The organism is Candidatus Neomarinimicrobiota bacterium (assembly GCA_016784545.1).
GTDB lineage: Bacteria > Fidelibacterota > UBA8477 > UBA8477 > JABMPR01 > JABMPR01.
Genome location: JADHUM010000062.1, coordinates 1 through 23,207, shown reverse-complemented (window position 1 = coordinate 23,207; position 23,207 = coordinate 1). Strand labels below are relative to the sequence as shown.

Genomic DNA, 23,207 nt, shown 5'->3' with positions numbered 1-23,207 from the left:
AAGAAGCTGGATACCTCTTTTTCACGGATTATTACCGAAATGTTAAGGTGTAAATTAAGGAACCGCCCTGTACGGAACCGTACGCAGGGTGGTGTGAGAGGACGGATAGGGAATTAATCCCTATCCTCCTACTCGATTGCCATCTAATTTAAAGCAAGTCTTGCTTGCACTTTAAGGATCATGAACAGCTTGACTCACGATCATTCAAATCACTTCTCCATAGTTCCTAATATCATCTAAGCTTAGCTTAGAGGCAAATTTACGATTCGTTATCAAATTGAAGATTCCATTTCGCAGGAGTAAAATTGAAGTTTGATAGAAATTACTGAAGTGATCTCATTATGGGATTCAAATGTTATTATGGAGTATAGTTACTTAATGGCTTTAAGAGATTATGCAGCGATTTAGACTCAATTCAAACTCTATTGTCGCATTTTCGTTGGTGCTGGTCTCCAGTTTTGTTTTTCTGGTCATAAAATTTTACCAGACCGCGTTATCAGAAGCCACCTCTTATCATCAGCAGCTACAGTCAGAAATGGCAAAAACGGCCACTGCCAGCGTGACCAATTATTTCGAACATCTGGCCGACGACCTTCATCTGCTTTCACAGCTTGGTCTGGAGAATGTGGATATTTTACAATATTCCAATCAGTTAAGTTCAGAAGGGATAAGCTCCTGGTTCACTCTGGATGATGATTTCAGGATTGAAAAAGCAGGGGGGAAGGCACTGTCTGAATGGGTCGCCGAGGAACTCCACCTCATGTCCATTAATGTTTTCGATCCTGGTCAGATTCAGCAAAGTGAATCTCGAATATTATTCTCACCTGTATATCCTCAGAATCTGGATTCTGAGGACCCTCCCTATCATTTTCTAGTCATTTTTCTACCACCACGGACTCCTCATCCAGATTTCCCTTCGAAGCCTACCGTCAGGAACATGGGATTATTAATAAATTTTGATTGGTTGATGGAAAAATTTGTTAAACCCCTCAAACTGGGTGAAGATGATTTTGCCTGGGTCATGGATGACCAAGGCCGAGTCATATATCATCCCAGCCATGAGGAAATGCTACTGCATAATATCAGAGATATGCAGGAAGATTGCGTTGAATGTCATAGTTCCTTCAAAATACAGGAACGAATGATATATGAGGGATCTGGACGAGCAAAATATATCATCGAAGGGGAGCCTGAAAAAATAATGGCTTATGAACCCATCCAATATGAGGGCTTGAAATGGGTGTTGGCCATTTCTACCTACTCTCCCTCTGTAGCCCGGGATGTGCTGCGAAATTCCATTGCCATATTTATTCTGTCAGGTGTATTTCTGCTCCTTTTGATCATCACAGGTGGTTCACTGTATTATTTGAATATGAAACGTGTGTTGGCCGATCAGGCCAAGAAGCGGATTAGCGAGGTTCAGCGCATCCAGGAAAAACTGGACCAGGCAACCAAACTGGCTTCACTGGGAGAATTGATTGATTCAGTTGCACATGAAATTAACACACCGACGGGGATCATATCAGCTGTAGCGGATGGGATGATTCTCAATGAGAATCTTGGGGAAGAATCCCAGAATGAAATGCATATTATTAAGAAGCAGGTCCATAGAATAAAAGATTACACGAGACGCCTACTGGGATATTCCAGAGTCATGCCCTTCAGGCCAGAGCTGAATGATATCCTGGATCTTATAGCTGAATGTTTATTTTTGGTCGGCCCCCGATTAAAGACAAAACAAGTAGTGGTGGTTAACGAATTACCAGAAAGTTGGCCCGCCTTCACGTTTGACCGACCAAGGTTGGAGCAGGTTATCATCAATTTACTCAACAACGCCATAGATTTTGTAGGGTCGGATGGCAGAATTACCCTGCGCATAGAAAGCATACAGGAAGAATCCTCCATGGGACTGCAGACTTGGCATGTCATATCCCTGGAGGACAATGGTTCTGGAATTCCTGTTACAGATATCCCAAATATCTTTAAACCTTTTGTGAGCAACAAACCAGGAACTCAGGGGACTGGCCTGGGCTTATCCATCTCTAAATCCATCGTGGAAAGACACAGCGGTCGCCTCGAGGTACAGAGTACGCCGGGAGAGGGCGCAACATTCTTAATTTATTTACCAGCGGATAATTCATGAAACCCATAGGCCCACGCATACTCATTATTGATGACGAACAAGATTTTCTTGAAGCAACAGCTAACCTTTTGCGCCGTCTGGAATTCGAACCCATGACAACCAAAGATGTACATTATGCATTGGAGCTCATTGAAAGCCAGAATTTTGATCTCGTGCTATGTGATCTGCAAATGCCCGACCTTGATGGTCTGGAGATGTTAAAACGAATCCGCATGTATGCCAAAGATCTGCCTGTGGTCATCATCTCAGCCTATGGAACCATCGACAGGGCAGTTGCCTGCATCAAGGCTGGAGCATATGAATTTATTGAGAAACCCTTTGAGGCAGATCATCTCAAAGTGGTTATTGACAGAGCATTGGAATTTTCAAACCTGGTAGAAGAACGACAATCCCTTTTACAGCAACTCAAAGACAAATACAAATTTGAAAACATCATCAGTAAAAGTGATGTGATGCTAAAAATCTTCAAACTCATCGAAACTGTTGCTCCAACGGATGTCAATATCCTTATTACCGGTGAGAGCGGTACCGGAAAGGAACTCATTGCAAGAAGTATACATACGCGCAGTAAAAGGCAGGCCAAACCCTTTGTACCCATGAATTGCGGGGCACTTCCTGAAAATCTTTTTGAATCTGAGCTTTTTGGATATGAAAAAGGTGCCTTCACAGGTGCCGATCAAACAAAAATCGGCCTTTTCGAATATGCGAATACGGGAACCTTCTTCCTCGATGAAGTGTGTGAGATGGCTCATTCGCTGCAAACAAAATTTTTACGTGTGCTCCAAGAACGCGAATTGAGAAGATTGGGTGGTCATCTCCAGATACCAATAAACGTACGGATTATATCAGCTACCAATTGTTCCCCTGACAAAATTCTCGGTGAAGATAAATTGCGTGCAGATTTGTACTACCGACTCAATGTGATTCATATTCATATCCCACCTCTGCGAGAGCGAAAAGGCGACATCCGTCTGTTGGTAAACCATTTTGCCAAAAAGTCCATGGTCACAACGGGCAAAAAGAAACTCAAATTTTCAGCAGAGACACTTGCTCTTCTTGAAGCGTATAATTGGCCAGGAAATGTTCGTGAGCTGGAAAATGTAATTGAGCGCCTGGTTGCTCTGAGCGACGATACTGTGATCCAGAGTGCCCATCTTCCAGAGCAATTCCATTCTCTAGAGCCCCTCCAGGAAAATTTTGATGCCATGTCATTTAAGCAAGCCCGCACGCGTGAAATCGATAAGGTTGAGCAACGTTATCTGAAGTTCCTCCTGCGCAAGCACCAAGGAAATGTGACTCGTATCGCCGAAGAAGCAGAAATGACAAGGCGCAATACCTATCGATTGCTTCAAAAACATGGCATCGATCCTGAGGAGTGGCGACTGCTCTAATTCACCCTGTCATTTTTTAGTCACTGTGAAATAAAATTTCACACCATGATTTAAATCATTAAATAACATAAAGATATAGCACTTATTATGACGTTATTGGGCATAATATTGTCCCACTTATGGGAAAAACATACGAGCCTAAAAAGTGATATAAACACAATATATACAACACTATAAGATGCCTATGCTTATGACTGGCATGTAAATTGAGATATAAGGGGAAACTCGACACATTTATTTCAATTAAGCTGAGGTATATCATGGCAAAAAATCCCGCCGATTCATCATCCTCCCAGGTGATTGATTATTTAAAAGACCTGGACCAAAGAGTATCCAACCTGGAATCAGCTATGAAACCGTATATCAAAACCACGGAAGAGCGAAACCTTGGAGGTATTCAGGAGCGTGGTGATGGAAAACCAGATGCGTTTGAAATTCACATTGGTGAATACTGGTTTGCCTATGTAGGTATTGCCATCCTGGTTATTGCTTTTGTTTTTCTGCTAAGTATGCAATGGAGCAATTTACATCCTGTTCTACCCAGTCTTATGGGGACAGGAATTTGCGTGCTCATGATTGGTGCTGCTATTTATACCAAAACCTCTTTTAAATTTATCTCAATAAATCTTTGGGGTGCTGCCTTTGTGGTGAGCTTTATCTCAGTCCTGCGTTTATTCCATTTTGGAGAGCCGAGCTTAATGGCATCAGGGTACCTGGAGTATTTTTTGCTAACATTTCTCTGTCTGGGTCTCGTTGCCTTTGCTTATAGCAAAAAATCTCCCTATTTATATTCAATTTGCTTAACCCTGATGCTCCTTGCGGGATTGGTCATAAACATACCTGGCTGGACTTTAACCCTGAATGCCCTGGTTGCCCTGGGGATCGTCTTCTACTCCCGAGAGCTAGAAGACCCCATTACATTTATTTATGGCACCATCGCGGTCTATGCTGCCCATTTCATCTGGATGTTGGGCAATCCTCTCATGACAGGTGGATATGAGGTGGTGGCAAATCCAGCCTGGAACCAGATATATATCTTGATTTATGCCCTCATTTTCTCCCTGATCCTCATTATTCCAGACACAGATAAGATCGCCAGGAAGTATATAGTTGCCAATGCCATGGCTAATGGTGTGCTGGCGTTTGTGCTATTTAATTTGTCATTTATTCTAAACGATGTTCCCTCAACCATCTTGCCAAAAATCCTTTTCTTCGTTGTTTTCTTTGGTCTGGCTTTAGCCTTTTGGAAGCGCCTGGAGATCAATTTTTCAATGGTGCTCTTTACCCTGCTTGCTCACAGTACCATAAGTATCGGGTTTGTACAGACAATCGCTTCACCCGATATATATGTCATTCTCATCTGGCAGAGTTTACTGGTTTTGGCCAATGCGCTCTGGTTTAGTTCACAGTTCATTACCATATCAAATTTCCTGCTCTATATTGTCCTATTCCTGGCCTATACAGCGGCAAGTGGTTTTGCCGGGATCATCAGCGTGAGTTTTGGCTTTGTGGCCCTTTTTAGTGCAAGACTGATTCGGGCTTATGAAATTCGTCTTGGTTCATCCTATAATATTTTGATCAATTTTTATCTGGCGATCACTTTCGTGTCCCTTCCTTTTGCACTGTGGAAAGCTATCCCCCATGAATGGGTTGCCTTCCCCTGGTTGGGTGTGACACTGCTATACTATGGCCTCAGCGTGATGTTAAAAAGTCAAAGATATCGTTGGATGGGTCATTTGACTCTTATTGCAACGATTATCTATACCATTCTACTGGCAACCATGGGAATGGAGCCGGGACAACGAATTCTCACCTTCTTAGCCTTAGGAGTGGTTCTAGTTACCGTCTCTGGTGTGTACACACGCATCCGTAAACAAGGTTCTCTTAGACAGGAACCATTCAAAGATGTACAATAAAACGAAATCAAAACTTCTGAATTTGAGGGGAAGTCTGATGATTAATTGGATCAGCAAAATTCCTGAGCAGATCAAACGGTTAGCCATAGTTGTGACCATCATTATTACTGCATTTCTTATTGTTAGGCCCATGCTTATACCGGATGGATTTGGGGAGCAAGGTCATTTCCGAAGTGGTGCATTGAACGATGCGGCGGCTGTACCATTTAAATATGCCGGGAAAGCAAGCTGCAGTGAATGTCATGAGGATATGACGGAAATACTGGCAGCTGGATATCACAAAAAGTTAAGCTGTGAAGTTTGTCATGGACCTCTGGCCGGGCATATCGAAGACCCGGATGAAAATACACCCAGTTTTCCCAGAGAACGGACACTTTGCCCCGTATGTCATGAGTATCTCTCTTCGCGACCAACTGGATTTCCTCAAATAGTCAGCCAATCCCATAACTCATTGAAGCCCTGTATATCCTGTCATGAGCCCCACGATCCCGTACCCCCAGATGTGCCCAGCAATTGCTCCGCATGTCATGGTGAGATATCACGAAGCAAAGCTGTATCCCATCACACGGATATTGAATGTGAGTTTTGCCATGAAACACCGGAATTACACAAAACCTCACCGCGTCAATATCTTCCCAGTAAACCACAAAATCGCGAGTTTTGCGGTCAATGCCACACCAAGAATTCAAAGCATGATATCAATGCTCCCAGGATAGATCTTGCCACACATGAGATGCGCTATGATTGCTGGCAATGTCATTACCCACACCTACCGGAGGCAAGATGAAAAATATTATCACATCCAAAAGACGTGACGTCCTGAAATCCATGGCGGGGCTTGCCGCCAGTTTATTGGTCCCTAAAGTCGTGCGTGGAGAGAAAAGTGCGGCAAAGCCTTTTGACTGGGCTGATGACTCAATCCATTATGATCCACATGATCATAAATGGGGTATGGGAGTGGATATTAACAAATGTATTGGGTGCGGACGATGTTCAAACGCCTGTAAAATTGAAAATGATGTCCCCAAAGAACCCTTTTTCTTTCGTACCTGGGTCGAACGCTATCAGGTGCAGGAGAATGGAGAAACTATCATCGATTGTCCCAATGGTGCAGTGGATGGTTTTAAAAAAGAAACTGAAAGTGACGATGTCCTCCGCAGCTTCTTTGTCCCCAAATTATGTAACCATTGTGAAAATCCACCCTGTGTTCAAGTCTGCCCGGTTGGCGCAACTTACCAATCTGCTGATGGCGTGGTGTTGGTAGATGCCGATTATTGTTTAGGTTGCCGTTATTGCATCCAGGCTTGTCCCTATGGTGCCAGATTTTTGCATCCTGTGACGAGAACCGCTGAGAAATGCACCTTTTGCTATCACAGAATTGTTAGGGGAGAAGAGCCAGCCTGCGTGGAAGCCTGTCCTACACAAGCCAGAATATTTGGGGAGTTGGACCAGAAAGCAAGTCCCTTGCACCGATTTAAACGCATGAACCGGATTGGAGTTCTTAAACCGGCTTTGAATACAGAACCCAAGGTCTTCTATGCGAATCTGGATATGGAGGTTAAATGATTATGGAAGAAATAGTTCAACATTTAACACCGCTTCTTGATCAAGTCACAGGCTACATTTATCCGAACGAAATAGAGCTCCACTGGGGCTTGCTGGTTGTCATTTATCCATATCTAACGGGACTTGTAGCTGGTGCTTTCATCCTGGCATCACTGGTCAAAGTCTTTAATGTTTTAGAACTCCAGCCAACATATCGTCTGTCTCTGCTGACGGCTCTGGCATTTATCGTTATAGCACCACTGCCCTTACTGGCGCATTTGGGGCACCCGGAAAAATCTTTTGAAATTTTTCTGACTCCCAATGTGAACTCTGCAATGGCCATGTTCGGATTTGTTTATGCCTGGTATCTCATGGCGGTATTGCTACTGGAACTCTGGTTCGATTTTCGTCAGGATCTGGTTCTCATGGCCAACGAGAATAAAGGCTTAAAAAGAATATTTTATCGGACCCTTTCACTATTCTCCAAAGATGTTTCAGAAAAAGCAATTGCTTTTGATCACAAGGCAGTACGCGTCATAACCATAATAGGTATTCCATCTGCCTTTTTACTCCATGGGTATGTTGGTTTCCTTTTCGGGTCGATCAAGGCCAATCCCTGGTGGTCCAGCGTGTTGATTCCCATCGTATTTTTGTTCTCTGCCATTGTTTCCGGGGTGGCATTAATCATTCTGCTGTATATGATAATTACACCGCTTCGAAACAAAATTGTGGATATGGTGACTCTCGATAAGCTGGCGAGTTATTTATTCTATATCATGATTATCGACTTCTCTCTGGAAATATTGGATTTCATACATCGTGTCTATGAGTCTGAAGAATCCATAAAAATTTTGGCGTTATTGGTGCAAAACAAGCTTTTTTCAAGTTTGATCATTATGCAAGTGTTAATAGGAATGATAGTCCCACTCTTCACCATTGCTGGAGTCAAAGCATTTAAAGTTCCTGCTGATCTACGAAAATTGTTATACTTCATTTCGGCCATTCTGGTGCAAGTTGGAATTTTCTCAACCCGTTGGAATGTCGTTATTGGGGGGCAACTCTTCTCAAAAAGTTTCATGGGGCTCACAACATATAAGATGACGTTTCTTGGTCTGGAGGGTTTATTGGTTTCTATTGCCCTTCTAATAATGCCCTTCATCATTCTTTGGATGCTCATCAAAATATTAAACCCTTGGCGAGCGGAAGATGCTACTGCTGTTACTCAGAGTTCAACATCGTAGGATTTATGTCTAATAAAGGGCAGGGAAGGCTTACATGAAATACGGTCGAAGGGAGTTTATTAACACACTTTTAGGTGCAGGAGGTATAGGTGGACTGGCTTCCATTTTTTACCCAGTATTTCAGTTTTTGATACCACCCAAAGTGACTGAACCACAGGTTAGCTCACTAAAAGTTGGTGTAGTTGGAGACTTTCCGGTGAATAGTTCAAAAATTGTACGATTTGGCCGAACCCCGGTTATTCTCATACGTTCCGATAGAGATACATTCAAAGCCCTGGAAGCCACCTGCACCCATCTCGATTGTATCGTTCAATATAATCAGGCGAGAAAACAGATTATTTGTGCCTGTCATAATGGGGTTTATGATCTGACTGGAAAAAACATCTCTGGTCCACCTCCAAAACCGCTGGCAGTCTACTCTGTTTCCATAGTGGATAATCAGGTAATTATTTCTCAGGACAAGGGTTTGACATGAAACCGACACTGAAGCAAAGTATGTTTCGCTGGCTGGATGACCGGCTTGACCTGCAACCAATGGTCGACATGATGGATCATAAAAAGGTGCCCATCCACTCCCATACCATGTGGTATTATATGGGTGGTGTAACTCTCTTCCTTTTTATCGTACAGGTCTTTACTGGTATTCTGCTTTTGATGTATTACCGCCCCGGTGAAGAAAGCGCTTTTGAGAGTATGCAATATATCCTCACTGAGGTCAAATTTGGGTGGCTTTTTCGCAATGTTCATGCCTGGTCTGCCAACCTCATGGTGCTGTTTGCCTTCATCCATATGTTCAGTGTGGTGTTCACTAGAGCTTTCACTACACCGCGGGAACTCACCTGGATATCTGGGTTCATTTTATTACTACTTGCCATGTTTTTTGGTTTTAGTGGGTACTTGTTGCCCTGGAATGAACTGGCCTTTTTTGCGACGAAAGTGGGCACAGATATTGTGGGCGCTGTCCCATTTATTGGTGAACAGTTAAAAGTCATTATACGCGGAGGGGATGATGTAACCGGCGCAACTTTATCGAGATTTTTTGGTCTCCATGTTGCTATTCTTCCTGCTGTGACTTTTTTGATACTTAGCTTTCATCTGCTGTTGGTTCAGAGACAGGGGATAAGCGAACCTAGACATTTCAAAGCCTTGCCGGCTGAAAAAAAACGCTATATGTCTTTTTTCCCAGATTTTATCCTCAGAGATGCCCTTCTCTGGTTGATCATAAATATTATTGTGCTCTCTCTGGCGGTTTTCTATCCCTGGGAATTGGGTTTAAAAGCCGATGCCCTGGCCTCAGCGCCCATGGGTATTAAACCTGAATGGTACTTTATGTTCATGTTCCAGACCTTAAAAGTGATTCCTCCACATGTCTGGTTTATTGAGGGCGAGACATTTGGGATTCTGCTTTTTGGAGGTGCAGCCCTGTTATGGATGGCAGTTCCATTCGCCCGTTTTAGAGGGAAGCAAATTGTTGATTCAAAATGGATAACGATACTTGGTATAATCACTATTACCTACATGGTGGTCTTGACGATCATCGGATATTTATAAGCGAGCATGATATGAAGCGATCAATAACATTTAAGCAATGCCTTATAATTTTCGCCGGAATTGCCCTGCTGGGACCAGCTGACCTTTTAGCCGAATCACAAGTGAATACCTGCCTGGACTGTCATATGGAGAATGATATCATGCCCGGTGATTTCCACAAGGAAGATGTCCACCAGCATGCGGAAATCTCATGCGCCGGGTGCCACGGTGGAGATTCTCAGGCAGAAGATATGGATGAATCCATGTCACCAGATTCTGGATATATTGGCATTCCCTCGCGACAAGAAATGCCCGCTTTTTGTGGGAGGTGTCACAGTAAAATTGAATATATGAGGGTTTTCCAGCCCCGTATTCCCACGGATCAGGTAGATCAATATTATACCAGCACCCATGGCAAAAAACTACTCAGCGGTGATAAAAAGGTCGCCATGTGCAGTAGCTGCCACACAGCGCATGGTATCTTGCCAGCCAAAGACACTCGGTCCAGCGTCCATGCCTTCAATATTCCACAAACATGCAATCAGTGCCACGGGGATGCCGACCTGATGGCGTCCACATCGCATGGAACAGGACAGTATGAAGACTATGCTGCAAGCGTCCATGGAAAAGCCCTCATCGAGAGAAGTGATGCTGGATCTCCAGCGTGCAACGATTGTCATGGAAATCACGGAGCTGCTCCTCCAGGTGCAGAATCCATAAGTCATATTTGCGGATCCTGCCACCTGAATAACATGGAATACTTCAAAACTTCCGTCATGGGACAATTATCCGAATCAGTTGAATATCATAGCTGTGAGCAATGTCATGGGAATCATTTAATCTCTGCGCCCACTGATGAGTTATTAAATGTCAATGAGTCATCCCTATGTCTGGAGTGTCATAGCGATGGTGATGAGGGATATATGGCGGCAGAATCCATGTATATGCAGATTAGACAGACCGACAGCCTCTATCAATCTGCCCTGCTCCGTTTGAAAGATATTCAGATTAAAGGGATGAACGATGTGGACATCCAATACATACTTAAGGATTCGAGGCAGAACCTGATACAGCTCCGAACCATGGTCCACACATTCGATCCTATTCAAATCACCGAAAAGGCTGGAGAGGGAAAAGAATTGTCAGCTAAGGCTCTGGCATTGGCCAGTCTGGAAATAAGTGAATTTAATCAGCGTCGATTGGGCTTTGGTATCTCTACTCTGGCATTTGTCCTCCTCGCCTTAGCTGTTTTCCTGAAGATTAAACAGATTGATAAAAATAAAACGTCTTAATTAGATAGACATCAACCAGTGTGAAAGGAGATCCAATGCGACTCATTCCAAGCATAGTATTTTTATTGATGGGAAGTGTCATTTTTGCCCAGGATGCCAAACCAGAATTTATTGGTAATAAAAAATGTAAAATGTGTCACAATAAGGCTGAAAAGGGCGCCCAATATACCAAATGGGAAACAACAGGACACGCCAACACTTTCGATATATTGCTCACTGACGAGGCCAAAGCCATTGCAAAAAAGAGGGGATTGAAAACCACACCAGATGTTGCAGGAGAGTGTTTGCAGTGTCATGTGACAGGCTGGGGAACTCCTTCGGGTTACCAGCTCACTGTAGATGAAACGGACAAAAAGGCTGTTTCCAAAAACAATGCCCTGAAGTCGGTAGGCTGCGAATCCTGTCATGGAGCTGGTAGTTTATACAAGGGGAAAAAGGATATGCTTGCCATCCATGAGGGCACACTTGATGGTGCCACTCTCGGGTTGGTCAAACCTGATGAAAAAACCTGTCTGGGTTGTCATAATGACAAATCACCAACATTTAAACCATTTGATTTTAAGGATCGTTCTGCTAAGATTGCGCATAGGTATCCTTAATATTTATAATGGAACACTCCAGATGATAAAATCATTGATAGTCGGTTGTATTATGGGAATTGGTTTATTGCTTCCATCCCAGGATCTCATGGCTGCGGATGGGGATTCTTTCCCAGAAATTCCTGAAAATGTTTCTCTGGAATCCTTGAAGAATATCTTTCAGCCAGTAAATTTTCCCCATCGCGATCATGCACATATGTCAGCAATGGGGGAGGGCTGTGTTACCTGCCATCATTATGCTGCGGATGAGATTTATGACCCTTGTGCAGATTGCCATACCAATGACCCAGACGACCTGAATAATGGAATACCCTCCCTGAATGCTGCCTATCATCGCAAGTGTCTGAATTGCCATCGCGGATGGAGTGTGTCCAATGTTTGTGGTACCTGCCATGTCAAGCAGGGTGAGGAAAAACCTGTTGTACTCACCATTATTGATTCAACTAAATCGCGGATTAAATACCCTCGGGTTGTGCATTATGCAACTCCCAAGGCAGACGGTCCAAGGGTAAGTTATCGGCATGATCAACATGTTGAGATGTTTCGATTCAAGTGCGTAACCTGCCACACAAACGAACGTTGTGCAACCTGCCATGGGGCGCAGGAGGTACCGGAGATACTTACAGGAAGCTCTGAGATTCATCATTTCCCCTGCAGCAAATGTCATGATGTGAATGCGGTTCCAGGCTGCGAAAAATGTCATCGGGAGAAGGCTTCGGAAGGGTTTACCCACGCTCTCACCACCTTCCCCCTGAAGTCCTTTCACGCTACTCGTAGTTGTACAGACTGTCATGATGCGAATACTTCAGTTAAAAAACTCGACAAGACATGCACAAAATGCCATGAAAATTTTGAACTAGGTAGTTTTGATCATGAAGCGACGGGTTTGGTTCTGGAATTAGGTCATGAAGAATTTGAATGTTACGAATGTCACCTGGATGAGGATTTTAGCAAACCACCAGCTTGTTATGAATGCCATGAAGATGATCTGAAGTATCCTGAGGATTTACCGGGAACTCGCTTGGACTAGCAAAGAAAATTCAGATTCAATCCAGGTAAAAATCTAGTTAAGGCTGTCTCACAATAAGAGATGGCCTTTTTCCTTTTAGCCACGGATTCACACCCGTCTCTGCTCGTTGAGCTACGCCGGGCAGGCGGATTTTCACAGATTTGGGTAAAACCCATTTTAAAAACTATTTTCTATCCCTAAAAGGCTAAATCAACTCACTATAGACGGGTAAATGACTCTTTCCTGGTCCCCTCAAACCAGGCAAACCAAATGCAGGTCTGGTATCCATTCATCTAGATTAATGGGAAAGCGTTTGGACTGGTGTTGATCATAAGCTATAAATCTAGCTTTAGAGGATAATGAACATTTCACATATACTATAGTGTTAACAGTAAAATATGCATGATTATACCATTATACCATTATACCATTATACCTCTAGACCTCTTTCGAATAACAAAAAAGAGGCCACCCTTTTGGGACAGCCTCTTCTTTCTATAAATTATGGCAGGCATAGCACAGATTTTCCTTGGGGAGTCTCAAAAAGTGTTGGTTCTCCTCACTTCCCTCATACACAACAGCATCAATCCCCAGCGAACCATGGATATAATGGCAGGTGTGGCACTGGATTTCATTGGCTGGTGATAAGGGTAGCTTTATATCGTACTGCTTCTGTGTCTTCTCGTATTGCTTGATCGTTGCCTTTTTTGAGGTCGTGATATTCTTTCCATAATGGTTTTGCTCATGGGTATGAAGGGCATGACACTTATTGCAGGTTGATTTCATGTCAGCGTGCATTTCTGAGGCAATTAATGGGTGATCTGAAGCCGTAGGTTGGCGAGCATGACAGTGGAGACAAACCGTACTATTTACACTACCGTCTTCTTGAAGTTGCTGGTGAGGATTAATTTTGACATAGTTATCTTTTGAGTGACAATTATAACAAAATTCCAATTCCCTGCGGTATGGTCCGCCTCTCAAAAAGGCACGATTTGATCTGGTTTGTTTTTTACTGCTTTTGTGGCAAGTGAAACAAGTCATCTCAGAGTTATTAGAAAGGGGGAAATCCTCAGGGACTGACATTTGAGGACTCTCTGGGTTCAGATTAAACATGGGGTGAATTATAGCATTTATTGCATCGGTAGAATGACATTCACCACAGTCCCATTCTTGACTGAGTCCGGCGGAGTGTGGATTGGATTTGTCTGGATAGGTAGTCTTCAATTGCGCAATAGCAGATGATAAACTGATTAGCAAAATTAACATTAAATGGAAGATCATCTGAATACGCAAACTCAATCTCCTGTCTGGCAAGTTTTACCACTATTGTTATTGCTGCGAAGGTTCCAACGAGGAAATATACATTGGCACAATAGTTTTACAACTTGGATTATATACCTTCCATCCGTCTTTGCGAAGCTTGAACGAAGTGAAAGCTGCGGCAATCACCAAATCCTTGGCCTATCTGAAGTCTGAGATTGCGTCGTTCTGCTCGCAAAGACGAGTTGAACTTGGACATTGAGGTTCTGGAAATGTCCGGGAGCAAGCACAACACCTCCGGCTTCGAGCACCTCAGCAGCCGGTGATAAGGACAATGAGGTGTCACGCTATCGAAGTGCGTCCGAATGATAAAAGGTTAATTCCCTACATGTCTTTGCGAGAAGATCGCAGACCGATGTGGCGATCTCGATCCATCCGCTATCCAAGAGGTCGGAGATTGCTTCGTCGCTGCGCTTCTCGCAAAGACGAATGGGAATAAGGCTGGTGATGGACCGTTTGTGCGTAAAAAAAAGCAGCTAATCCAAGATCAGCTGCTTCTTATAAGTCATGTAAAATATGCTTAAGTGAAAATGATGGATGCTCCAGCTGAGCGTTCGTAGAATTCACCTACTGTCAACACAGATGAAACCTGATCACAGAGATCATCTTTGGTCAACTTGAACATGTCCATAGCCAGTTTACAGGCGAAGACTTCACCACCAGCATCTGTGAACATTTCCAGGAACTCGGGAATGGTGGGAATGTCCAGATTTTCCATTTCATTTTTCATCATCCAGGTTGCAAAATTGGAGACACCTGGAATGGCTCCAAGGAGGGTAGGGAAGGGCATGGTAATAGGCATTTTTAACATGGGCATAGCCATATTCATGGCTGGATTACCCACGGTTGCTACTTTCAGTGAATTCTGGGTTTTCTTGATCAGAGCACCCAGTCCAAAGAAGGTGAAAAAGATAGAGGCTTCCATGCCTTCCATACGGGCACCATTTCCCATCACAAGAGCTGGATACACATCTACCAGAGAACCCTTGGAGACGATTAGCGATACTTTTTTGATTGGTTCAGGTTGTTCACTCATTATGATTCTCCTTTAGATACAGCCCTGGGGTTTTCCCAGACCTGCGATTTTTGCGGCCTTTTTCGCTGGACCGCCAGGAAAAAGGGCATAGAGTTCCTTGGTAGGAACAACATTCAATTTATTCATTTTGCGAATTGAGGGAGCCGTGCCGTTTTCTTCAAATTCTTTGCGCATGAAGTTGAGGACTTCCACATGACGATCTGTTAAGGGGTCAATCCCTTCCTCCTTGGCAATAGCTGCTGCCAGGTCAAGGTTCCATATCTTGTGGTCGGTGAGGAATCCTTCTGCATCAACATCAACAGTGATTCCAGCAAGTTCTTTGGTTGTCATTTTATTTTTCTCCTTTAATGATATTAGATTCTTGATTTGAGATATTTTTCATAAATGCGATGATAAACCCAAGACCCCGTTTCATCTCAGGGGTGTTGAGCTCTTTCATAGCCTGCCAGAGTGAGACTTCCTGAATATCATCAGTATTCATTTTAGAAAAGATGGTGATTGCGTTTTTGATTGAACCCATCATCTCAGGCTGGGTAATGGATTTGAGTGCTTCCAGTATAGGTACAATATTATCGGCAAGCAGTTTGACATCTTCACGAGAAAAATGCTCAACCACATTATCGCTGATATGGACTGCCTCGCTGGCGAATTCGAAATACTTCGCTCGATCCAGTTTGTCCAGGGTGTCCAGGGTATCACCAAAGAGCTCTTTACCAATTGGTTTGAAATCTTCAAAGAAATCCAGAGCGCTTTCAAGCTTGGCTATCACCTCGGTAATGTTGTTGGTGTTCCTGAGGATGAGTTTGACCAGATGTAGAAAGTCACCGGTTCTTACGAAGGGTGCAATATCTTCAAATTCTTCAATGGCTCCTGCAAATAAGTCTTTGGCAACTCTGGTAAGATCTTCTTTGAGATCTTCCATTTCCTGGCGTTGCTTTCTGACCAGGGCCAATTCGGCTGTTATGCCATCCAGGGTAGTCTGGATTTCAGCGAGTTGTCCAGAAATGTCACTGCCACTCATGTCAGGCTCGCTTTCCGGCCATCAACATATGCGATTCTATGGGGAGTTCGGCTCCCTTCAGAAGCAGATTCCAGTACATCCAGCGAAACATCATTTTGCCATAGTGATTCATGCGGGTTTCTTCCAGAAGGGAAAAGGGACCAACACCAGGTAGGGGAAACTTGCCCGGCAGCGGTTCAGTCTCATAGTTGAAATCGATGAGAATTCCCTTTCCAAATCCAGATTCAATATAGCAGTTGGCATGTCCATCAAACTTACCCTTCAAAGGTCTGCCATCGATATAGCTCAGCAGGTTGTCCTGGAGGATATCTGCCTGGAAGTGGGCAACTGATCCCGCTTTGGAACTGGGCAGATTTGTGGCATCGCCAATCACAAAAATATTGTCATTTGCTAGTGATTGAAGTGTGAATTTATCGGTGGGGATAAAATTCAACTCATCCCCCAAACCTGATCTGGCAATTAGATCATCGCCCATGTTGGTGGGGATAGTCACCAGCAGGTCATAATCAATAGTGGTTTCATCCCAGGCCACAAGTTTGTTGTTTTCCCAATCAACACGACCTGTACTGAATTCTGGCGTGAGACTGATATTCTTCTTATTGAGAAATTCTCCAAAAACCTTGGATGCCTTGGGTTTTGTGAAAGCACCAGGCAGGGGTGTCACAAACTCAATATCCACCTTGTCGCGGATACCCTGTTCGGTAAACCACCAGTCTGCCAGAAAGACGAATTCCAGAGGCGCTACAGGACATTTAATGGGCATCTCAACAATATTGAGAACCATTTTCCCACCTTCCCAGTATTTGAGAAACTGTTGGAGGGCAACAGCGCCTTCTACGGTATAAAAGTCGAATATATTTTTATGCCAGCCACCTTCATGCATGCCCTCGGTTTCAGCGGGATTAATCTTGGTGCCTGTTGCTACCAGGAGAATGTCATAGGACAAAACTTTGCCACCATCAAGGATAACCTGGTTCTTACCGGCCTCAATGAGGTCAATTTTTGAGAAAATCACATTGACACCTGGAGGGAAGAAATCCCTTTTGGGTTTGATGACATCACGCCGGTTGTAGATTCCAAATGGAATAAAGAGAAACCCCGGTTGGTAATAATGGGTTTCATATTGGTCAACAATTGTGATATCCCACTCTTCCTTATCGAGAACGGATTCCATTTTATTAAGCATCATGGTGCCGGCTGTGCCAGCTCCAAGGATTAGTAGTTTCTTCATGTTTTTTGCTCCAGGGTAGGTGAGAATGAGCACATGACATGAGGTTCCTTAATACAAGGACTGTACAAAGGTTCCCTCAGTCTTGTGTCATGGTTGTCTTCATAAATATTCAGTATCATAAGATGCTGAATATTATTAACAAATGTTGTACCAAACTACTGTATGTATCAAAAAGGTTGTTAGTCCTAAAGTAATGAAATCTATAGATTTGCATTGTCAAGTTCACCTGCCAGGCAGCATGAAAATGGAAAGACAATTGGGCTGAATTATGGTGTATATCACAATTCAGCATGAACCTATAAGTGGAATATTATTAATTAGAAACCATTAGTATCATGGCTGCCATTTGGTCCCAAATTAAACGAAGGATCAATATTGGTTGCTCATCGCAAGAGTTGGTTTTGGCATATGCACCCACCAGTTAGAATGAGTCATTCTCTACAAAGATTAAAAGATTTTCATGTTCTTTGGATTTTAAGTTGTTTGAGCTAATCCTGCTTTATGATGATGAATTACTTTGTATTAACAGTCCGGCACCGCCATAAAGCAAAAGTGCAACTCCTAACCCAATTGCATACCCCCAGCTAATCACCAGAAGTATGGTGAGCGTTGAGCCCAGTACGGAAGCTGCGCCATTCACTGCAAAGCCCCAGTCCACCAACGGTCCAACATGTCTGACGCCCTTGGGAAAGGGCATCCCCATGAAGAAACCCAGGGGACTTACCAGAACCACGGTCGCGAGGATTCGTATGACTTGTCCAAAATCGCCAAACAGGTAAACAATGTATCTGAAGAGGACTATATCGAGGAAAAGCCATGATATGATTGCGACAAAAACTATTTTGGATTCAAAGGTGGAGGAGTAGCGACTCCCAATGCCTGAGCTGATCAACAGGGTCATGAGAATTGCTGCCACACTATAAACTGAAGGTCCAACCAACAGAGTAAATTGCTGCATAAGAATCAGCTCAACAGCCATATAGGCGAATCCAATCAGGGCAAAGTAGGCGTAGTTATTAAGGGACAAACTGGGTCCGCTTTTCAGGTAGGGGATGAGCGTGAGAGGGAAGATAAACACCAGGATCACCAGAATGATAATTACAACAATCAATTTTGTCAGGGGAAAACCTCTGAATTCATAGGGAAGCAATCTATCCTCTCCACCAAAACTCAAATTCTTCCATAGTCCCATTTGAGCTGCAAAGGGGCGGTTATCATTGTTAGGAGAAATATCAATGGATAGAGAATCAGCAACTTCCTCCCAACCCAGATCCACAATTTTCTGGTAAATATTGTCCTTGAGTGAATCTACAGCTGGATAGACAAGATGAACATCATCATAGTTCTCTTTAGTGATATCACGTAAAGCGATCTGCAAAAAATCAGTCTCCAGGGGTCTTTTTGACATCAGGAGAACCTTTCGACGCATGTTGGGTAAATTGTATACGGCAATATGGGATTTAGGCTGCTTGACCCCCAGATTGTCCAGAGCGATGAGTGCTTCACTTGCCAGTCGAGGCATATAGAACTGATGCTCCATCATGAGATATCCTGAATCAGAGAGCGCCGTCCAGTAATCCTGAAAAGCTTCTGTTGTAAAAAGGTAATTCTCAGCCAGAGCAAAGGATCCAGATGCCAGGGCTGCGAAGGTATTGGAGCTCAATGAATAAATCACATCAAAACGAGAAGTATGCCGACGAATAAATGCTCTGGCATCTTCAGAAACCACGATGACTCGTGGATCTTGATAGAAGTGACTGGTGAACTCTGGTAAAGTCACCAGGTCAGAGGTGAGCGTATCTGTATAAGCACTCAAATATCCCTGAGGGTCTCCTTCAGTTAGCATTTTATTAAACCAGGGATTGACCTCCACCGCATGAACTTCGGTAGCTCCTTCAGCCAGAGCCTGAAGTACATCGGCACCACCACCAGCACCAAGTGATAGAAATCTGCAGGAATCAAACTGCCGAATCAAATCACCTGCAGGTATTCCCCACAGATCTTCTGACCCGCTATCGGATAAAGCATAATCTCCATCAAAGCCATAGACAGGCGTATTGGCTGCATTGTCAATCACCATACCTCTGGCTTCATCCCCTGGATAGGCAAACATCTTAATCTGCGCCATGGCATCCCAATGCTGATAGATACTGGGAAAACGCTCAGGTTTGGATGACTTGAGCAGATCTGACCCATAATATCCAGCTCCAATAGAAATGAGTATCAATAGACCAGGTATGAGTTTTAAGAGTCTTTCACTAAAAAGCATTGCTGCAAGGAAGATGGGAATACTGATGAGAAAGGTTGCCACAGGGGTACCAAAAAGATTCATACATATAATGGCTCCCACAACGCCCAAGCCGGCACCGATAAGGTCGGCCATATACAGCTCTGAGATTTGGCTGTGAAAACGTTTAAAAAGAATAGCCAAAGCGATACCACAGAAATAAAAACTGGAGCTGAGGATGAAAATGACCAGACCGAGTTTTCCCAGCATGGCCAGACTGCTTGTCAGGGCTGAGAAACTCATTCCCAGACGATAAACCAGGGGAGGACCGATGAAGATCATAACCCCACCCAGAAGCAGACTATTTCTCATGCTGCTCATCGTGTCAACTTTGGGGATAATGCGGAGAGTCAGGGCACCCAGACCCAGTCCCAGTATGGCCAGAGAGAGTACCAGAAACGCGAAGGTATAAAAAAACTCTGCTGCCAGAATGCGGGTCCAGATTAACTCCAGTGACAGGAGTGAAAATGATAATAGTGCGATTGTGTAGGCTTGTTTGCGATCCATGTTCCCCTCAGAAGTAAAATTTTACACTGCAGTCATGACGGAGGTTTATTGCGGCTATTCTCCCAGGACTGATTGTTGAATTAATATATGAGGAAGGACCAATTAAAAATTGTCACTTCGCCGAGTGGTATTTTTCCTCTGTAGAGTATCTCTGAAAAGGTATGGATGGGGTTACTATAGCGGTAAAATCAGAGAGAAAACCATTGAGAGAGAAGAGACAGCTCAAAAAATCACCTATTGGACCCAAATAAATTCGAGGCAGTCGTCCCACCAACTTTCTGTTCCCTCTTTATATATAATGGCATCTATAGTACATTTTGCCGGGGCGAGAGCTGTTGTTATTTCAACCTTTTTGTATCTTATATCCATCTCAATCCAAAATAGTTCAATATTTTTTTCTGCTAGATTGGCCACTGCAGATGCTGCCGCCAGTGCAAACACCAAATCTTTTTCGCCTTGAGTTCGCCGTGCTGTTACCTTGATTTTTAAGACACGACCTGATTTAGGATGTTCGAAGACATCCACACTGACCAGTTCAGGTCCAAGACGATTTATCCTGAAGTATTGAGCAATGGATCGTGGAATATTTGCGTCTGAAATTTGCGCTGAAAGAAGCAGCGGAAATAAAACGGTGCAGTAGAGTAGGGCGCGGAAATATATATTTGGATTCCTCAGTTACTCCTGATAGCCAAATCTACCCGAAGTTCATGCGACTATTCTACGGAAACTGCAGGCAGTCTTCCCACCATTTTTCGGTTTCGCAGTTTCCAAAAATAAGAGCATCTATGGTACAATTGGCAGGTGCCAGAGCCATAGTTGTCTCCGACCCCTTAAAATTAATATCCATTTCTACCCATATTAATTCTATAGGACGGTCTGCCATATTTGCAATCGCAGCTGCAGCGGCAAATGCAAAGGCCAGGTCTTTGCCACTATTGTTACGGGTTGCCACAATCTTCAATTTTATGGTGCGTCCAGATTGGTGGTGGTTGAACACCTCAGCCGAAACGAGTTCTGGACCCTTGCGGTTCATTTGAAAGTATTTCTCTATGCTGGATGGGATTTTTACATCTGGAATTTGGGCTTCTACAAGTGCTGGAAAAAGGAAAAGCATGAAGAGAACAAAGAGTAAATATCGTGAATTCATTATAGAGTGCCCCCTAGCACTTACGGCTCATGAATACAAATGGTCTATAAGTTTACACATGGGGGCTGGTAAATTGCAAATCAATTATTATGGCAAGACGCATTGCAGATGAATTAATAATTGCATATCTTACTCTAAATATCAAGGAGTACTCCATTGCAAGTGTTAGTCTGGGAAGATCGATTCAGTGTGGGCATTCGGGAATTCGATCAACACCACAAAATTTTGTTTGAAATGATCAATTCACTCATTTTTGCCCAAGAGGACAATAGTAATCCTGATGTCATCAAAACCACGTTGGAGCAACTGCGCAGTTACACCATCTTCCATTTTGTCGCAGAAGAAGCCATGATGAAGCATTTTAAATTCGATGGTCTGGATGAGCATATTGTTGAGCATGAAGCACTTCTTCAACAGGTTCTCAAATATCAGGAAATAATTGCCGCCAATGATGGTGTGACCATAGACGAGGTCCTTGAATTTCTTGCAGGATGGTTGTTGGATCATACCCTTGGGCTGGATCAGCTCTATGGACCCTACCTCACCCGATTTACTGAATAAACAGGGATTTCTCCATCCGGTTGAATGATAATTACTGGTTTCATTGAAAAGATTTCATAATAGCGTTTGGGCAGAATAGAATGAACGATACTCAGAAGACACCCAAGAGAGTAAAACAAGAACATCATATTGCTGATCTCATTACCAAGGCCGATCAATTTCGTTTAGCCAATGATTTTAGGCAATGTCGAGAATATGCTTCGTTGGCTCGAGATTTAGCTGAGCAAATTCAGAGCAAACGACACATTGTTGAAATAGAGAATCTGCTGGGTCTATACAATTTTACCATTGATGACTACAATCAAGCTATCTCCCACTATGAGCAAGCTATTTTGGTTTCAAATGAAATTGGAGATAGTGCACTTGGTGCAAATGCCATGAATAATCTCGGTCAGATATTCTTTACCATGGACGACCTGGAGCGAGCATTTCAGCAACACAGCGAAGCCGTTCGCATCGATCCCGGAAATTATAGATCTCTCAATAATCTCGCGGGAGTTTTGGCAACTCTGGAACGATATGATGAAGCCGAGAAACTTTTTCTGGAAGCCTATGAGATTGCCGTAGAGAAAAATTCTACCAACAGCCAGGTCATTTGTCTCGGCAATTTAGGTGAACTATCTACAGACCGAGGCGACAATGAATCAGCCATTCGCTATTTGGATCGAGCCTCTCTGCAGTTTGATCAAATGGAAGATTCTGTACTAAAAGGAAATATATGTTTTCAGTTTGCCAGCATCTTGATTGGTTCTAATGACCTGGAGCAAGCTCGAAAATACATTGATCGAGGCATGGAGATAGCCAAGATCTTCGGCAATAGCATGCTCAGCCTGGTACAATACGAAGTGCTTCAAAAAATTTCTGTGAAACAGGAAGATTTTGAGCTGGCTTACAAGTATGCACAGAAGGAAAATGAACTCCGCAAAAAAATATCTACCGAAGAAATAAAAGAAAAGATAGCACATCTCTCCTTGGTACACTCGGCAGAGCAGCAAAGTCTCAAAAATCATCAGCTCATGGAGAAATCAGCACGGCTTGCCTCCATCGGTGTCATGGCTGCCGGGATTACACACGAAATTAACCAACCGTTGAATGCCATATCTGTGAGTGCAAATTCTGTTCTCTACTGGCATCGAAACAACCCAGATCAACTCCCTCTGTTTTTCGTCGAAGAGATGGAACAGATTTCAAAGAGTGTTGACCGAATTGACAAAATCATCAAACATATGAGATCCGTCTGGGCTCATCCCAATAATGCCCAAAAGGATTTGATCAGAGTCAGTGAGGCCATAGAAGGTGCTTTATCTCTGGTGAACAGGCAGATCAATGCGCATGGAATATTTTTGGAGACAGACATTGATCTTGGTGATGTAACTGTTCTGGCATCCAAAATTGATCTTGAACAGATGATACTAAATCTGGTTGTCAACG

The 23,207-nt window shown here is 43.4% G+C and carries 21 protein-coding genes; 13 read left to right on the top strand and 8 right to left on the bottom strand.

All coding sequences use genetic code 11. The features are described 5' to 3' along the window. The first annotated feature begins 394 nt into the window (after positions 1-394). From ISR87_13275 to ISR87_13225, 11 genes are all read left to right on the top strand, one after another. The gene (locus tag ISR87_13275) at positions 395-2,143 is read left to right on the top strand and encodes a hypothetical protein (protein MBL7026413.1); all 1,749 of its coding nucleotides are present in this window, start codon (positions 395-397) and stop codon (positions 2,141-2,143) included. Continuing rightward, positions 2,140-3,534 (top strand): sigma-54-dependent Fis family transcriptional regulator, encoded by a 1,395-nt coding sequence (locus tag ISR87_13270; GenBank protein ID MBL7026412.1) that lies wholly within the window; start codon positions 2,140-2,142, stop codon positions 3,532-3,534. The genes ISR87_13275 and ISR87_13270 overlap by 4 nt, the downstream gene beginning before the upstream one ends. A gap of 260 nt (positions 3,535-3,794) precedes the next feature. Then, positions 3,795-5,450 (top strand): hypothetical protein, encoded by a 1,656-nt coding sequence (locus ISR87_13265; GenBank protein MBL7026411.1) that lies wholly within the window; start codon positions 3,795-3,797, stop codon positions 5,448-5,450. Positions 5,451-5,487: 37 nt separating this feature from the next. Further along, a complete protein-coding gene (locus ISR87_13260; protein ID MBL7026410.1) occupies positions 5,488-6,237 on the top strand; it encodes a hypothetical protein in 750 nt (249 codons plus the stop codon). Positions 6,238-6,278: 41 nt separating this feature from the next. After that, a complete protein-coding gene (locus ISR87_13255) occupies positions 6,279-7,016 on the top strand; it encodes a 4Fe-4S dicluster domain-containing protein (protein MBL7026409.1) in 738 nt (245 codons plus the stop codon). Between the two features lie 2 nt (positions 7,017-7,018). Continuing rightward, the gene (nrfD, locus tag ISR87_13250) at positions 7,019-8,236 is read left to right on the top strand and encodes a polysulfide reductase NrfD (protein ID MBL7026408.1); all 1,218 of its coding nucleotides are present in this window, start codon (positions 7,019-7,021) and stop codon (positions 8,234-8,236) included. Between the two features lie 34 nt (positions 8,237-8,270). Then, entirely contained in the window at positions 8,271-8,711 is a 441-nt protein-coding gene (locus tag ISR87_13245) for a Rieske (2Fe-2S) protein (protein MBL7026407.1), read from the top strand. A 20-nt stretch (positions 8,712-8,731) separates the two neighbouring features. Continuing rightward, positions 8,732-9,787 (top strand): cytochrome b N-terminal domain-containing protein, encoded by a 1,056-nt coding sequence (locus ISR87_13240; GenBank protein MBL7026406.1) that lies wholly within the window; start codon positions 8,732-8,734, stop codon positions 9,785-9,787. Positions 9,788-9,798: 11 nt separating this feature from the next. Next, complete coding sequence (locus tag ISR87_13235) at positions 9,799-11,058, top strand: cytochrome c3 family protein (protein ID MBL7026405.1); 1,260 nt, start codon at positions 9,799-9,801, stop codon at positions 11,056-11,058. A gap of 35 nt (positions 11,059-11,093) precedes the next feature. Further along, entirely contained in the window at positions 11,094-11,657 is a 564-nt protein-coding gene (locus tag ISR87_13230) for a cytochrome c family protein (protein MBL7026404.1), read from the top strand. A 22-nt stretch (positions 11,658-11,679) separates the two neighbouring features. Further along, on the top strand, positions 11,680-12,687 hold the full coding sequence (locus ISR87_13225) for a hypothetical protein (protein MBL7026403.1): 1,008 nt from the start codon (positions 11,680-11,682) through the stop codon (positions 12,685-12,687). Positions 12,688-13,161: 474 nt separating this feature from the next. On the opposite strand, the gene ISR87_13220 is transcribed toward ISR87_13225, so the two are convergent. The 8 genes from ISR87_13220 to ISR87_13185 form a co-directional block, all read right to left on the bottom strand. After that, positions 13,162-13,932, bottom strand: coding sequence for a hypothetical protein (locus tag ISR87_13220; protein ID MBL7026402.1), 771 nt, complete (start codon positions 13,930-13,932; stop codon positions 13,162-13,164). Between the two features lie 574 nt (positions 13,933-14,506). Continuing rightward, positions 14,507-15,022 (bottom strand): DsrE/DsrF/DrsH-like family protein, encoded by a 516-nt coding sequence (locus tag ISR87_13215; protein MBL7026401.1) that lies wholly within the window; start codon positions 15,020-15,022, stop codon positions 14,507-14,509. Between the two features lie 12 nt (positions 15,023-15,034). Next, positions 15,035-15,352: a TusE/DsrC/DsvC family sulfur relay protein gene (locus tag ISR87_13210; GenBank protein ID MBL7026400.1), complete on the bottom strand. Its 318-nt coding sequence runs from the start codon at positions 15,350-15,352 to the stop codon at positions 15,035-15,037. Between the two features lies 1 nt (position 15,353). After that, positions 15,354-16,043 carry a DUF1641 domain-containing protein gene (locus ISR87_13205; protein MBL7026399.1) on the bottom strand — a complete coding sequence of 230 codons (690 nt, stop codon included), beginning with the start codon at positions 16,041-16,043 and terminating at the stop codon, positions 15,354-15,356. 1 nt (position 16,044) lies between these two features. Beyond that, positions 16,045-17,274, bottom strand: coding sequence for an NAD(P)/FAD-dependent oxidoreductase (locus tag ISR87_13200; protein MBL7026398.1), 1,230 nt, complete (start codon positions 17,272-17,274; stop codon positions 16,045-16,047). Positions 17,275-17,773: 499 nt separating this feature from the next. After that, positions 17,774-20,068: a hypothetical protein gene (locus ISR87_13195; protein ID MBL7026397.1), complete on the bottom strand. Its 2,295-nt coding sequence runs from the start codon at positions 20,066-20,068 to the stop codon at positions 17,774-17,776. 234 nt (positions 20,069-20,302) lie between these two features. Further along, the gene (locus ISR87_13190; GenBank protein ID MBL7026396.1) at positions 20,303-20,593 is read right to left on the bottom strand and encodes a hypothetical protein; all 291 of its coding nucleotides are present in this window, start codon (positions 20,591-20,593) and stop codon (positions 20,303-20,305) included. 193 nt (positions 20,594-20,786) lie between these two features. After that, a complete protein-coding gene (locus ISR87_13185; protein MBL7026395.1) occupies positions 20,787-21,215 on the bottom strand; it encodes a hypothetical protein in 429 nt (142 codons plus the stop codon). A gap of 156 nt (positions 21,216-21,371) precedes the next feature. Here ISR87_13185 and ISR87_13180 point away from each other — a divergent pair, with 156 nt between their 5' ends. Both ISR87_13180 and ISR87_13175 read left to right on the top strand, forming a co-directional pair. Further along, positions 21,372-21,776: a hemerythrin family protein gene (locus ISR87_13180; protein ID MBL7026394.1), complete on the top strand. Its 405-nt coding sequence runs from the start codon at positions 21,372-21,374 to the stop codon at positions 21,774-21,776. An 80-nt stretch (positions 21,777-21,856) separates the two neighbouring features. Then, the coding region (locus ISR87_13175; protein ID MBL7026393.1) for a tetratricopeptide repeat protein at positions 21,857-23,207 on the top strand (1,351 nt) is incomplete at its 3' end.